12 protein-coding genes are annotated in these 12,754 nt (G+C 68.5%); 6 read left to right on the top strand and 6 right to left on the bottom strand.

The genetic code is table 11. The features are described from left to right. Window positions 1-97: 97 nt before the first annotated feature. The 4 genes from rplI to rpsF form a co-directional block, all read right to left on the bottom strand. Complete coding sequence (gene rplI, locus AB5J54_RS20290; RefSeq protein ID WP_053640001.1) at window positions 98-544, bottom strand: 50S ribosomal protein L9; 447 nt, start codon at window positions 542-544, stop codon at window positions 98-100. Between the two features lie 18 nt (window positions 545-562). Beyond that, a complete protein-coding gene (gene rpsR / locus AB5J54_RS20285) occupies window positions 563-799 on the bottom strand; it encodes a 30S ribosomal protein S18 (RefSeq protein ID WP_003967857.1) in 237 nt (78 codons plus the stop codon). Between the two features lie 57 nt (window positions 800-856). Further along, the gene (locus AB5J54_RS20280) at window positions 857-1,453 is read right to left on the bottom strand and encodes a single-stranded DNA-binding protein (RefSeq protein WP_267259163.1); all 597 of its coding nucleotides are present in this window, start codon (window positions 1,451-1,453) and stop codon (window positions 857-859) included. A 74-nt stretch (window positions 1,454-1,527) separates the two neighbouring features. Next, on the bottom strand, window positions 1,528-1,818 hold the full coding sequence (rpsF, locus tag AB5J54_RS20275) for a 30S ribosomal protein S6 (protein WP_015034882.1): 291 nt from the start codon (window positions 1,816-1,818) through the stop codon (window positions 1,528-1,530). Window positions 1,819-2,102: 284 nt separating this feature from the next. Here rpsF and AB5J54_RS20270 point away from each other — a divergent pair, with 284 nt between their 5' ends. The 3 genes from AB5J54_RS20270 to AB5J54_RS20260 all read left to right on the top strand — a co-directional run bounded on the left by AB5J54_RS20270 (window position 2,103) and on the right by AB5J54_RS20260 (window position 4,760). Further along, window positions 2,103-2,417 (top strand): hypothetical protein, encoded by a 315-nt coding sequence (locus AB5J54_RS20270; protein WP_369145327.1) that lies wholly within the window; start codon window positions 2,103-2,105, stop codon window positions 2,415-2,417. 119 nt (window positions 2,418-2,536) lie between these two features. Continuing rightward, window positions 2,537-3,655, top strand: coding sequence for a lipid II:glycine glycyltransferase FemX (locus AB5J54_RS20265; RefSeq protein WP_369145326.1), 1,119 nt, complete (start codon window positions 2,537-2,539; stop codon window positions 3,653-3,655). A gap of 73 nt (window positions 3,656-3,728) precedes the next feature. After that, window positions 3,729-4,760: an alanine racemase gene (locus AB5J54_RS20260; protein ID WP_369145325.1), complete on the top strand. Its 1,032-nt coding sequence runs from the start codon at window positions 3,729-3,731 to the stop codon at window positions 4,758-4,760. Between the two features lie 60 nt (window positions 4,761-4,820). Here the strand turns inward: AB5J54_RS20260 and AB5J54_RS20255 are convergent, their stop codons facing one another. Together AB5J54_RS20255 and AB5J54_RS20250 are read right to left on the bottom strand one after the other, a co-directional pair. Further along, window positions 4,821-6,347: a glycosyltransferase family 87 protein gene (locus AB5J54_RS20255; RefSeq protein ID WP_369145324.1), complete on the bottom strand. Its 1,527-nt coding sequence runs from the start codon at window positions 6,345-6,347 to the stop codon at window positions 4,821-4,823. Window positions 6,348-6,451: 104 nt separating this feature from the next. Further along, on the bottom strand, window positions 6,452-9,172 hold the full coding sequence (locus tag AB5J54_RS20250; protein WP_369145322.1) for a transglycosylase domain-containing protein: 2,721 nt from the start codon (window positions 9,170-9,172) through the stop codon (window positions 6,452-6,454). Window positions 9,173-9,543: 371 nt separating this feature from the next. Here AB5J54_RS20250 and AB5J54_RS20245 point away from each other — a divergent pair, with 371 nt between their 5' ends. The 3 genes from AB5J54_RS20245 to AB5J54_RS20235 all read left to right on the top strand — a co-directional run bounded on the left by AB5J54_RS20245 (window position 9,544) and on the right by AB5J54_RS20235 (window position 12,690). After that, window positions 9,544-10,224 carry a helix-turn-helix transcriptional regulator gene (locus AB5J54_RS20245; protein WP_351176439.1) on the top strand — a complete coding sequence of 227 codons (681 nt, stop codon included), beginning with the start codon at window positions 9,544-9,546 and terminating at the stop codon, window positions 10,222-10,224. Between the two features lie 48 nt (window positions 10,225-10,272). Continuing rightward, complete coding sequence (locus AB5J54_RS20240; RefSeq protein ID WP_352018097.1) at window positions 10,273-11,355, top strand: inositol-3-phosphate synthase; 1,083 nt, start codon at window positions 10,273-10,275, stop codon at window positions 11,353-11,355. A 75-nt stretch (window positions 11,356-11,430) separates the two neighbouring features. Beyond that, window positions 11,431-12,690: an MFS transporter gene (locus AB5J54_RS20235; protein ID WP_369145320.1), complete on the top strand. Its 1,260-nt coding sequence runs from the start codon at window positions 11,431-11,433 to the stop codon at window positions 12,688-12,690. Window positions 12,691-12,754: the final 64 nt, after the last annotated feature.

The following is a 12,754-nucleotide window of genomic DNA, read 5'->3' as shown; positions in this document are numbered from 1 at the left end:
GAACAGCGGAAGGAACAGCGGAAAGAACAGCGGAAGGGCCGCACCCCGAGGGGTGCGGCCCTTCCTCACTGCTGAGCGCAGACTGCCAAGGGCAGCGTTACGCGGCGACGACCTCGACGCCGAGCTTCGCGGCAACCTCGGGGTGCAGACGCACGGACACCTGGTGCGAGCCCAGGGTCTTGATCGGCGAACCGAGCTCGACGCGACGCTTGTCGACGTCGGGGCCACCCGCGGTCTTGATCGCCGAGGCGATGTCGGCCGGGGTCACGGAGCCGAAGAGACGGCCGGCGTCGCCGGAGCGAACGGCCAGGCGGACCTTCGTGCCCTCGAGCTGGGCCTTGATCTCGTTGGCCTGCTCGATGGTCGCGATCTCGTGGATCTTGCGGGCGCGGCGGATCTGCGCCACGTCCTTCTCGCCGCCCTTGGTCCAGCGGATCGCGAAACCGCGCGGGACCAGGTAGTTGCGAGCGTAGCCGTCCTTGACGTCGACGACGTCGCCAGCGGCACCGAGGCCGGAGACCTCGTGGGTGAGGATGATCTTCATTTTTCGGTCACCCTTCCCTTATCGCGCGGTGGACGTGTAGGGCAGCAGCGCCATCTCACGGCTGTTCTTGACGGCCGTGGCGACGTCACGCTGGTGCTGCGTGCAGTTGCCGGTCACGCGGCGGGCACGGATCTTGCCGCGGTCGGAAATGAACTTCCGCAGCATGTTCGTGTCCTTGTAGTCCACGTACTGGGTCTTGTCCTTGCAGAACGCGCAGACCTTCTTCTTAGGCTTGCGCACAGGCGGCTTCGCCATGGTGTTTCTCCTGTGTGATCAAGAAGTGGGGGTACGAGCTGCTTCGAGGGCGTGGCCCTAGAAGGGGGGCTCGTCCGAGTAGCCGCCGCCGGAGTTTCCACCCCAGCCGCCACCGCCGCCGCCCTGCTGGCCGCCGCCGGAGGAGGGGCTGCCGGTCGCCCACGGGTCGTCGGCGGGAGCACCGCCACCACCCTGCTGGCCACCGCCGCCGGAGTTTCCACCCCAGCCGCCACCGCCACCGCCGCCGCCCTGCTGGCCGCCGCCGCCGTATCCACCCTGGCCGCCGCGACCGGTGGTCTTGGTGACCTTGGCCGTGGCGTTCTTGAGGCTGGGGCCGACTTCCTCGACGTCCAGCTCGTAGACCGTGCGCTTGACGCCCTCACGGTCCTCGTAGGACCGCTGCTTCAGCCGGCCCTGCACGACGACGCGCATGCCTCGCTGAAGCGACTCGGCGACGTTCTCCGCCGCCTGACGCCAGACCGAGCAGGTCAGGAACAGGCTCTCGCCGTCCTTCCACTCATTGGTCTGACGGTCGAAGGTGCGGGGGGTGGACGCGATACGGAACTTCGCGACCGCCGCACCGGACGGGGTGAAGCGCAGCTCGGGGTCGTCGACAAGATTGCCGACGACCGTGATGACGGTCTCGCCTGCCATGGGGGAACCTCTCGGCGGGTTTGCTTCTGGCTGCTGTGTTGCTACTCGAACCCGATGACCTCTGAGCTAGAAGCTCAGTGGGTCTCGGGACGGAGGACCTTGGTCCGGAGGACCGACTCGTTCAGGTTGAGCTGTCGGTCGAGCTCCTTGACGACCGCAGGCTCGGCCTGCAGGTCGATGACCGAGTAGATGCCCTCGGGCTTCTTCTTGATCTCGTAGGCGAGACGACGACGGCCCCAGGTGTCGACCTTCTCGACCTTTCCGTTGCCCTCACGGACGACGGAGAGGAAGTTCTCGATCAGCGGGGAGACAGCGCGCTCCTCGAGATCGGGGTCGAGGATGACCATCACCTCGTAGTGACGCATGTGGAACCCACCTCCTTTGGACTCAGCGGCCACGGTCGTTCCGTGGCAGGAGGGTCGTGATGCGTAAGCAACGGTATCCACCACCACTGACAGTCCCCTCGGCGAGCGAGGAGCGCTGTCGGGGATCCCGGAGGGACCTGGGCAGACACCGGCGCAGCTGTACAGAGTACCCGCACATCGGCTTCCGGTTGAAATTCTCCGGCGAGGGGACGCAATCTGTACACAACGGAAGTGGGCGGCGCTACGATGCGCCGCCTTCCGGTAGGCACGCCAGGAGGTGCCCCATGGCACAGGCAATGCGACCCGACCCCGGCCACTCTCTCTTCGCGACCGACGGCAAGCCCCACCCGCTCCAGGACACCCTGATGGCTGTCACGCTGGTGCTGGGGGTCATCTCGTTCACCACCGCGCAGTTCGACAACCTGCATCTGCTCAGTTCCTGGTCGGGCCTGATCGGCATCCTGACCGGCGCGTACGGACAGTTCATCTCCGTGACCACGCGCGAACGGTTCCTGCTGATCCTCGGGCTCGGCGCCTCGGCCTTCGGCTTCTACCTCGGAATGGCGCACGGCGGCCTCTTCGGCGGCGTCATCAGCTGAGCCCGACGGCACGTCGGGGCACACACACCCATTCGGGGCGCTCCAAGGTCACAGTAGGCTTCGGCGCGAGAGCCGGAGCCCCTGACCGATGGGGACACACCTGCCGAGGAGCGCCCCGCATGAGCCTGACCCTGAGGACCATCAGCCGTGAGCAGCATCTGGCATTCATCCAGAGCCAGCCCGCCGCGAGCCACTGCCAGGTCCCGGCATGGGCGGATGTGAAGACCGAGTGGCGCTCGGAGAACCTCGGCTGGTTCGACAAGTCCGGTGAGCTCGTCGGCGCCGGCCTGGTGCTCTACCGCCAGCTCCCGAAGATCAAGCGCTACCTCGCCTATCTGCCCGAGGGCCCGGTCATCAACTGGTACGCGCCGAACCTGGACGACTGGCTGCAGCCGATGCTGGCGCACCTCAAGCACCAGGGCGCCTTCTCGGTGAAGATGGGCCCGCCGGTGGTCATCCGCCGCTGGGACTCGGCCGCCATCAAGGCCGGCATCCAGGACCCGGACGTCAAGCGCCTCAAGGACGTCGAGGCCACCCACATCGAGCCGCGCGCCTTCGAAGTCGCCGACCGGCTGCGGAAGATGGGCTGGCAGCAGGCCGAGGACGGCGGCGCCGGCTTCGGCGACGTGCAGCCCCGCTACGTCTTCCAGGTCCCGCTCGCGAACCGCTCGCTCGACGACGTCCTCAAGGGCTTCAACCAGCTGTGGCGCCGCAACATCAAGAAGGCCGAGAAGGCCGGTGTCGAGGTCGTCCAGGGCGGCTACGAAGACCTGGCCGAGTGGCAGCGGCTGTACGAGATCACGGCCGTCCGCGACCACTTCCGGCCGCGCCCGCTCTCGTACTTCCAGCGCATGTGGACCGTCCTCAACAACGAGGACCCCAACCGCATGCGGCTCTACTTCGCGCGCCACAACGGTGTGAACCTCTCCGCCGCGACCATGCTCGTCGTCGGGGGGCACGTCTGGTACTCCTACGGCGCCTCCGACAACATCGGCCGTGAGGTCCGGCCCTCGAACGCGATGCAGTGGCGGATGCTGCGCGACGCGTACGCCATGGGCGCCACCGTCTACGACCTCCGGGGCATCTCGGACTCGCTCGACGAGACCGACCACCTCTTCGGCCTCATCCAGTTCAAGGTGGGCACCGGTGGCGAGGCCGTCGAGTACGTCGGCGAGTGGGACTTCCCGCTGAACAAGCTGCTGCACAAGGCGCTCGACATCTACATGTCGCGCCGCTGACCGTTCCGTAGGCTTCGTAGTCTCGTACACACCTCCGACACACCGCTTCCGTCAGAAAGGTTCCGGGCCGGCCATGGCGCTCTCCCTCTACGTCGACACCGCTCGCTGGCGGGCGCACCAGAAGACCGTCATCGAGCAGTTCCCCGGTCTCATTCCGGTGTGCAAGGGGAACGGCTACGGCTTCGGCCACGAGCGCCTCGCGGACGAGGCGTCCCGGTTCGGCGCCGACATGCTGGCCGTGGGCACCACGTACGAAGCCGCGCGGATCAAGGACTGGTTCGGCGGCGACCTGCTGGTCCTCACCCCCTTCCGCCGGGGTGAGGAACCGGTTCCGCTGCCCGACCGGGTGATCCGCTCCGTGTCGTCCGTGGACGGCGTCCACGCCCTCGTGGGCGCCCGGGTCGTGATCGAGTGCATGAGCTCGATGAAGCGGCACGGTGTGCGCGAGGAGGAGCTCCAGCAGCTCCACTCCGCCATCGAGGACGTCCGCCTGGAGGGCTTCGCCCTCCACCTGCCCCTGGACCGCCCGGACGGCACCGACGCGGTCGAGGAGGTCATCGCCTGGATGGACCGGCTGCGGACCGCCCGGCTGCCGCTGCACACCATGTTCGTCAGCCACCTGCGTGCCGAGGAGCAGGCCCGGCTCCAGCAGCAGTTCCCGCAGACCCGCTTCCGCGCCCGCATCGGCACCCGGCTGTGGCTGGGCGACCACGAGGCCACGGAGTACCGGGGCGCCGTCCTCGACGTGACCCGCGTCGCCAAGGGCGACCGGTTCGGCTACCGCCAGCAGAAGGCCGCGTCGGACGGCTGGCTGGTCGTCGTCGCCGGCGGCACCTCCCACGGCGTGGGCCTGGAGGCCCCGAAGGCGATGCACGGCGTCATGCCGCGCGCCAAGGGCGTCGCCCGGGCGGGCCTCGCCACCGTCAACCGCAACCTCTCGCCCTTCGTCTGGGCCGGGAAGCAGCGCTGGTTCGCCGAGCCGCCGCACATGCAGGTGTCGATCCTGTTCGTGCCGGCCGACGCCCAGGAGCCCCGGGTGGGCGACGAGCTCGTGGCGCATCTGCGCCACACCACGACGCAGTTCGACCGGCTCGTCGAACGCTGAGCCGGCGGAGAAGCATTCACCCCCGGGAGCAGGTGCTCCCGGGGGTGAATGCTTTTCCGGTCAGTCGGGTTCGGGGGCGCGCCACGGATCGTCGGGGTCGGCGGTGCCCCAGAGGACCCGCCGCCCCTCCTCCGCGGCCGGGGCGGCGTGCCGGGCCGGACGGGCCGCCCTGCCCGCCACGAAGACGTCCTCCGCGCCGTCCAGGACGCCGCCCGAGGGGTCGTCCGCGCCGTCCTGCCGCACGGGGTCCTTCTCGGGCGCCAGGATGTCCCGTACGACCATCGCGCACAGGTACAGCGTGCCGAGCAGGTGCACGACGATCGCGAACTGGTAGCCGTCCACCGGAAGGCCCTGCTTGTTGCCGCTGGTCGTGAAGGCCAGGTACATCCAGACGCCGACGAAGTACACGACCTCGCAGCCCTGCCAGACCAGGAAGTCGCGCCAGCGCGGCCGGGCGAGCGCGGCCAGCGGCACCAGCCACAGGACGTACTGCGGCGAGTACACCTTGTTGGTCAGCACGAACGCGGCGACGATCAGGAAGGCCAGCTGGGCGAAGCGGGGCCTTCGGGGTGCCGTGAACGCCAGGAACGCGAGACCGGCCACCGCGGCCGCCATCAGCAGCAGCGCGTACAGATTGGCCCGCCCCGGCGTGATCACGTCACCGGTCCGCTGGCTGAACAGCAGCCAGATCGAGCCGAAGTCGACGTTCCGGTCCCGGCTGAAGAGGTAGAACTGCTTCCACCCCTCCGGCGCGAGCAGCATCACGGGCAGGTTCACGACCAGCCACGCGCCGCACGCGCCGAGCACCGCGGTCCCGTACGCCCGCCATTTCCCGGCACGCCAGCAGAGCAGCAGCAGCGGGCAGAGGAGCAGTATCGGGTAGAACTTCGCGGCGGTGGCCAGGCCCAGCAGGATCCCGAAGGCCAGCGGCCGGCTCCGCGACCACATCAGGACGGCGGCGGCGGTCAGCGCGACGGCCAGTATGTCCCAGTTGATCGTGGCGGTGAGCGCGACCGAGGGCGCGAGCGCGACCAGGAGGCCGTCCCAGGGACGCAGCCGGTGCGTCCGGGTCACACAGACCGCGAGGACGGCCGCGCACACCATCAGCAGACCGGCGTTGACCAGCCAGTACGCCTGCTCCTGCTGCCTCATCTCGCCGCCGCCGGGCGTCAGCCAGGCCGCGACCTCCATGAAGAGGCCCGTCAGGACCGGATACTCCAGAAACGGTATGTCGCCGCCCAGCCGGTCGAAGTACGGGACCAGACCGTCCGCGAAGCCCCGCCCGGCGAACAGGTGCGGGATGTCCGAGTAGCACGCGTGCGTGTACTGGGAGGTCGCGCCCTGGAACCAGGCCCAGTTGTAGCAGGGCAGCTTCTGCACCATCCCGAGGGCGTACATGCCGAGGGCCACGAGCGCGATCACCCGCACCGGCGTCAGCTGCCCGGTGCCGGCCGCCGCCCTGCGGCCGTAGGGGCCACCGATCAGCTCGCTGCCCGCTGCGGCCACCTTGTCCCGGTGGGTGGGGATGACCGTCTGCGAGCGTCCCGGCGGCGCGCTCGACTTCTGGAGGCTCGGCATGGGGGACATCCTGCCGTACGTCCCCGGGAAAACGGCGAGGGCCGCCGCGGCCGGTCCGTACGGAAAGTACGGAGCGGACGCGGCGGCCCTCAGGACGTTTCCCGGTGAAGGGATCAGGGACTCCAGAAGCCACCGGGTTTGCCGTTCCCGTTGCCTCCGGAATCAGCCGTCGGCGAGTCGGTCGGCGTCGGACTCGTGGGTGGCGAGGTGGTGGGCTGCCCGGTGTTGCCACCGGGATTGCCGTTGCAGGTGATGTCCCAGATGCTGCAGGTCGTCTTACCCGGCTTCGGCGTCTTGGTCGCCGGCGGAGTCGTCGTCGGCGTGGCCGGGGGAGTCGTCGTCGGCATCGTCGACTCGGTGGGGGTGGGGGTGGCGGTCGGGGTGGGGGTCGGGCTCGCGGCGCCACCACCGAAGACGGGCACGGCGCCCTCCAGCTTCTCCGGCTTGGGGAAGTCCACGACCGGCATGCCGTCGACGGCAGCCGTCATGTAGTCCTTCCAGATCCGCGAGGGGAACGAAGAACCGTGGATCGTCGGCTGGTCACCCGTGCCGTACATCTTCTCGAACTCGCGCCCCTCCTTCGACTCGTCGTCGTCGAAGCGGTACATGTCGATCGCGGTCGACAGCTGCGCCGTGTAGCCCACGAACCAGGCCGACTTGTTGTCATCGGTCGTACCGGTCTTGCCGGCGACCGCACGGCCCGGGATCCGCGCCTTGCGACCCGTACCCCGGTCGTCGTCGACGACGGACCGCAGCACGTCGGTGACGTTGCTGGCGATGGCCGGGCTGAAGGCCGTCTTGCGCTTGGCCTGGTGCTGCCAGGTCTCGCCGTCCCTCACCACCTTCTCGACGGAGTAGGGGTCGTTCTGCTCACCCTGGTTGGCGAAGGTCGCGTACGCACCGGCCATACGGATGGCGCTGGGGCTGGAGACACCGAGGGAGAAGGAGGGCACATCGCCCTTGACCAGGGAGTCCTCGCGGAGGCCGGCGGCCACGGCGGCCTCACGGACCTTGTCGATGCCGACGTCCATGCCGAGCTGCACATAGGGCGAGTTGGCGGACTTGATCATGGCGTAGCGCAGGGAGATGGGGCCGTAGCTGGCGTTCTCGTCGTTACTCTGACGCCACTCCTTGCCCTTGTCGTCGAGCCAGACGTCCCCGTTGTACTTACGGATCGTCAGGTCGTCCTTGCCGTTGTAGAGGCTCTTGTCCGGGTCAAGGATCTTGCGCTCGGACTCGTCCTGGTCCGGCCCCAGGTCCTTGTTGCGGACGCCGTCCTTCATCGCCGCGGCGAGCACGAAGGGCTTGAACGTCGATCCGACCTGGGCACCGGTGCTGTCGGCGTTGCTCCGGAAGTGCTTGGTGGCGTCGGCACCGCCGTAGAGAGCGACGATCTTCCCGGTCGCCGTTTCGACCGAAGCACCGCCGAACTGGACGTGCGTGTCCGTCTTCGGGCGCTTCTTCGGGTCGATGTTCTCCTTGATGATCTTCTTGATCGCGGTTTCCATCTTGTCCACCTTCAGCTTGTCGAAGGTGGTGTGGATCTGGTAGCCGCCGCGCTCCAGCTCCGCCTCGGTGATGCCGAACTGGTTCTGCAGGTTCACGTTGGCGGTGGCGACCAGGTAGCCGATCTGACCGCCGAGGTTGGCGCTCTTCCGGGGCGGCTGCACCTTGGGGAAGGTGGTGTACTTCGCCCGCTCCTCGGCCGAGATGTGCCGGTCCTTCTGCATCTCGTCGAGGATCCAGCTCCACCGCTTGGTGGCCCGCTCGGTGTTCGCCTTGGCCGTGGCCCGGGGGTCGATCTCGGGGTAGCCGGCGGGGTCGTAGTACGTCGCGCCCTTCAGTACCGAGGCAAGCAGCGCCGACTGGCTGGGGTTCAGGTCCTTTGCGTCCACGTTGAAGTAGGCACGGGCCGCCGCCTGAATGCCGTAGGCACCACGTCCGTAGTACGAGGTGTTCAGGTAGCCGGCCATGACCTGGTCCTTGGGGACCTCGTTGCCGACCTTCATGGAGATGAAGAGTTCCTTCACCTTCCTGGTGACGGTCTGCGACTGGTCGTCGAGGCGGTTGTTCTTCACGTACTGCTGGGTGATGGTCGAACCACCCTGGGTCTCGCCGCCCTTGGCCATGTTCCACACGGCGCGGGCGATACCCATGGGGTCGACACCGGAGTCTTTCCAGAAGGTCTTGTTCTCCGCCGAGATCACCGCGTTCTGCATGGACTTCGGGATGTCCCCGAACTGAACGATCTGGCGGTTGGCACCACTGCCGGTCGCGACCATGCGGTCGCCGTTGGCCCAGTAGTAGATGTTGTTCTGCGAGACCGCGGTATCGGCTTCCTTGGGGATCTCCACCTGCGAGTACGCGGCGTAGGCAACACCCATCAGACTCGCCACGCAGAACAGGAACGTGCCCGTCACGAGCTTCCACGACGGCATCCAGCGACGCCAGCCGTACTTGTTGTGGCGCGGGTAGTCGATGATCCGCTTCTTGCCGGGCTGGCGACCGCCGGAGCCCCGCCCCGGACCACTGCCGCCGCGACCGCCGCCACCGCGCCGCCCCCCACCAGGGCCGGCGGGGCCGCCGGGGCCCGCGTCGGCGCCTCTGCGGCGGCTGCCGCGCTGGGCGGCCCGGCGGGCCTCCGCGCGCCCTCCGTAGGGGCGCTCCTCCTCTCCGTGGGAGGAGGGAGGGCCGTACGAGGCCGAAGGGGCCCCCATACCGACGTCATGGGCCGGGGCCGACCTGCGGCCCGGCTGCTGGGCAGCGCGCCGTGCCGCCGCGCGACCGCCCGTCGGCGGCTGCTGCGGCGGCATTTTGCGACGATGCTCGCTCATCGAACGACTACTCCTCGGGCAGGCGCGTACGCCTGGAAGCGGCAGTTGAGTTCCGGTCCCCCCGAAATGCGCACGGCGGGAACCCATCGGAGGTCCCCCCGTACCGCAGCCGGTCACCCGCAGCACTGACGCCCCAGGGCATCGCTCGGTTCCCGGTGGTCTGCATGCCGCACAGACTACGCACGGCCAAAACCCACCTACGGCCGGACTTCACACCAAATCGGGCAAGTCGAACGCTGCGAATTGACGATGTGACGCCGGTCACTGTGGCCCGGCTTGTCGGGACAGGGTGGCCGTTCTATCGTGCTGATGTATCGAGTCGATACATCAGCACGGCATAAGGGCCCCGAAGGCGGAGGAGGAGGCGACGGATGAGCAGACGCTCCGGCATCCTCGAGTTCGCCGTTCTCGGCCTGCTGCGCGAGGCCCCCATGCACGGGTACGAGCTGCGGAAGCGCCTCAACACCTCGCTGGGCGTCTTCCGGGCCTTCAGCTACGGAACGCTGTATCCCTGCCTCAAGACGCTGGTCGCCAACGGCTGGTTGATCGAGGAGCCGGGCAGCGCCCCCGAGGAGGCCCTCGCCGCTTCACTCGCAGGACGCCGGGCCAAGATCGTCTACCGGTTGACCCCGGCAGGTAAGGAGCACTTCGAGGAGCTCCTCTCCCACACCGGCCCGGACGCCTGGGAGGACGAGCACTTCGCGGCCCGCTTCGCCTTCTTCGGGCAGACCGAGCGCGAGGTGCGGATGCGCGTGCTCGAAGGCCGCCGCAGCCGGCTGGAGGAGCGTCTGGAGAAGATGCGCGCCTCCCTGGCCCGGACACGCGAGCGCCTGGACGACTACACGCTTGAGCTGCAGCGCCACGGTATGGAGTCCGTGGAGCGCGAAGTGCGCTGGCTGAACGAGCTCATCGAGAGCGAGCGGGCAGGGCGGGATCAGCGATCCGGCTCCGACGCCCCCGCTCTGCACGACAACGATTCTGGAGAGACGGGCGGCCTGCCCCGGCACGGGGGCAGTACCCGGCCGGATCCGTCCGACGACACCGCCAAGTGAAACCCTGCGCACCGCAGGGCTTCCACGATCACACAGGGAGCAACCGGAATGGGTTCGGTTCGCGTAGCCATCGTCGGCGTGGGCAACTGCGCCGCCTCGCTGGTGCAGGGCGTCGAGTACTACAAGGACGCCGACCCGGCGACCAAGGTGCCCGGCCTGATGCACGTCCAGTTCGGCGACTACCACGTCGGTGACGTCGAGTTCGTCGCCGCCTTCGACGTCGACGCGAAGAAGGTCGGCCTCGACCTCTCCGACGCCATCGGCGCCAGCGAGAACAACACCATCAAGATCTGCGACGTCCCGAACGCGGGCGTCACGGTCCAGCGCGGTCACACGCTCGACGGTCTCGGCAAGTACTACCGCCAGACCATCGAGGAGTCCGCCGAGGAGCCGGTGGACGTCGTCCAGGTTCTCAAGGACCGCCAGGTCGACGTTCTCGTCTGCTACCTGCCCGTCGGTTCCGAGGCCGCCGCGAAGTTCTACGCGCAGTGCGCCATCGACGCCAAGGTCGCGTTCGTCAACGCTCTCCCGGTCTTCATCGCCGGCACCAAGGAGTGGGCGGACAAGTTCACCGAGGCGGGCGTCCCGATCGTCGGCGACGACATCAAGTCGCAGGTCGGCGCGACCATCACGCACCGCGTGATGGCGAAGCTGTTCGAGGACCGCGGTGTCCGTCTCGAGCGCACCATGCAGCTCAACGTCGGCGGCAACATGGACTTCAAGAACATGCTCGAGCGCGAGCGCCTGGAGTCCAAGAAGATCTCGAAGACGCAGGCCGTCACCTCGCAGATCCCGGACCGCGAGCTGGGCGAGAAGAACGTCCACATCGGCCCGTCGGACTACGTGGCCTGGCTGGACGACCGCAAGTGGGCGTACGTGCGCCTCGAGGGCCGCGCCTTCGGCGACGTCCCGCTGAACCTCGAGTACAAGCTCGAGGTGTGGGACTCCCCGAACTCCGCCGGTGTCATCATCGACGCCCTGCGCGCCGCGAAGATCGCCAAGGACCGGGGCATCGGTGGCCCGATCCTCTCCGCGTCGAGCTACTTCATGAAGTCCCCGCCGGTCCAGTACTTCGACGACGAGGCCCTGGCCAACGTCGAGAAGTTCATCAAGGGTGAGGTCGAGCGCTAAAGCGCCGCACGCTTGTCGATCGAGGGTCCCCGAGCCACTGCCCGGGGGCCCTCTTCGTATGTGAGTCTTGCTGCCATGTCCGTCGTACGTGATCTGCGCGTACTCCTGCGCCTGACGAACTTCCGCCGCCTTCTCACCGTACGGCTGCTCTCCCAGTGCGCCGACGGCGTCTATCAGGTGGCCCTGGCCACGTACGTCGTCTTCTCACCCGAGAAACAGACCTCCCCGGCCGCGATCGCCTCGGCCATGGCGGTGCTCCTGCTCCCGTACTCGCTCGTCGGGCCCTTCGCCGGGGTGCTCCTCGACCGATGGCAGCGCCGCCAGGTCTTCCTGTACGGGAACCTCCTGCGCTCCCTGCTCGCCTGCGTGACCGCCGTCCTCGTCCTCGCCTCCGTACCGGACTGGCTCTTCTACGCCTCCGCCCTCTCCGTCACCGCCGTCAACCGGTTCGTCCTGGCCGGGCTCTCGGCCTCCCTCCCCCGTGTCGTCGACGAAGGCCGGCTCGTCGTGGCGAACTCGCTCTCGCCCACCGCCGGCACCCTCGCCGCGACTCTCGGCGGCGGTCTCGCGTTCGGGGTCCGGCTCATCGCCGACAACTCCGACGCGGTCGTCGTCGCCTTCGGCGCCGTCCTCTATCTCTGTGCCGCCCTCGCCTCCCTGCGGATGTCCCGGGAGCTGCTCGGCCCCGACGCCGACCTCACGCCGCAGCCCCTCACCTCGGCCCTGAAGTCGACCGCCCTCGGTCTCGCCGCGGGCCTGCGGCACCTCGCCGAGCGACGCCCCGCCGCACGGGCGCTCACCGCGGTGGCCCTCATGCGCTTCTGTTACGGCGCCCTGCTCGTCACCGTGCTCATGCTCTGCCGCTACACCTGGGGGTCCAACGAGTCCGAAGGCCTCGGACTGCTCGGAATCGCCGTCGCCGCCTCCGGCGCGGGCTTCTTCGCGGCCGCCGTCGTCTCCCCCTGGGCCGTGGGGCGCTTCGGCCCTTTCGGGTGGATGACGGTGTGCACGGCCGCGGCCGCCCTCCTCGTACCGGCGCTCGGCCTGCCCTTCAGCCCGACCCCCTTCCTCGTCGCCGCCTTCCTGCTCGGGCTCATCACCCAGGGAGCCAAGATCGCGACGGACACGGTGGTCCAGACGGCCGTGGACGACTCGTACCGAGGCCGGGTCTTCTCGCTCTACGACGTGCTGTTCAACGTCGCCTTCGTGGGCGCGGCGGGCGTCGCGGCCCTGATGCTGCCGCCCGACGGCCGATCGCCGCTTCTGGTCGTGCTGGTGGCCCTGATCTACGCGGCGCTCGCGGTGGCCCTGCACCGGGAACGACGAGAGGGGTGATGTTTCACGTGAAACACCACCCCTCCAGAGCGTCGACCGGGTCGGTGTTTCACGTGAAACATCG

This window comes from Streptomyces sp. R44, from assembly GCF_041053105.1.
GTDB lineage: Bacteria > Actinomycetota > Actinomycetes > Streptomycetales > Streptomycetaceae > Streptomyces.
The sequence above is the reverse complement of the archived record's forward strand: the minus strand, read 5'-3'. Positions and strand labels throughout refer to the sequence as shown.

Excerpts from the sequence above, each read along its gene's own strand:
- rpsF (WP_015034882.1), bottom strand. The coding sequence starts at position 1,818 with ATGCGTCACTACGAGGTGATGGTCATCCTCGACCCCGATCTCGAGGAG.
- AB5J54_RS20260 (WP_369145325.1), top strand. The coding sequence starts at position 3,729 with ATGGCGCTCTCCCTCTACGTCGACACCGCTCGCTGGCGGGCGCACCAG.
- rpsR (WP_003967857.1), bottom strand. The coding sequence starts at position 799 with ATGGCGAAGCCGCCTGTGCGCAAGCCTAAGAAGAAGGTCTGCGCGTTC.
- rplI (WP_053640001.1), bottom strand. The coding sequence starts at position 544 with ATGAAGATCATCCTCACCCACGAGGTCTCCGGCCTCGGTGCCGCTGGC.
- AB5J54_RS20255 (WP_369145324.1), bottom strand. The coding sequence starts at position 6,347 with ATGTCCCCCATGCCGAGCCTCCAGAAGTCGAGCGCGCCGCCGGGACGC.
- AB5J54_RS20235 (WP_369145320.1), top strand. The coding sequence starts at position 11,431 with ATGTCCGTCGTACGTGATCTGCGCGTACTCCTGCGCCTGACGAACTTC.
- AB5J54_RS20265 (WP_369145326.1), top strand. The coding sequence starts at position 2,537 with ATGAGCCTGACCCTGAGGACCATCAGCCGTGAGCAGCATCTGGCATTC.
- AB5J54_RS20250 (WP_369145322.1), bottom strand. The coding sequence starts at position 9,172 with ATGAGCGAGCATCGTCGCAAAATGCCGCCGCAGCAGCCGCCGACGGGC.
- AB5J54_RS20280 (WP_267259163.1), bottom strand. The coding sequence starts at position 1,453 with ATGGCAGGCGAGACCGTCATCACGGTCGTCGGCAATCTTGTCGACGAC.
- AB5J54_RS20270 (WP_369145327.1), top strand. The coding sequence starts at position 2,103 with ATGGCACAGGCAATGCGACCCGACCCCGGCCACTCTCTCTTCGCGACC.
- AB5J54_RS20240 (WP_352018097.1), top strand. The coding sequence starts at position 10,273 with ATGGGTTCGGTTCGCGTAGCCATCGTCGGCGTGGGCAACTGCGCCGCC.
- AB5J54_RS20245 (WP_351176439.1), top strand. The coding sequence starts at position 9,544 with ATGAGCAGACGCTCCGGCATCCTCGAGTTCGCCGTTCTCGGCCTGCTG.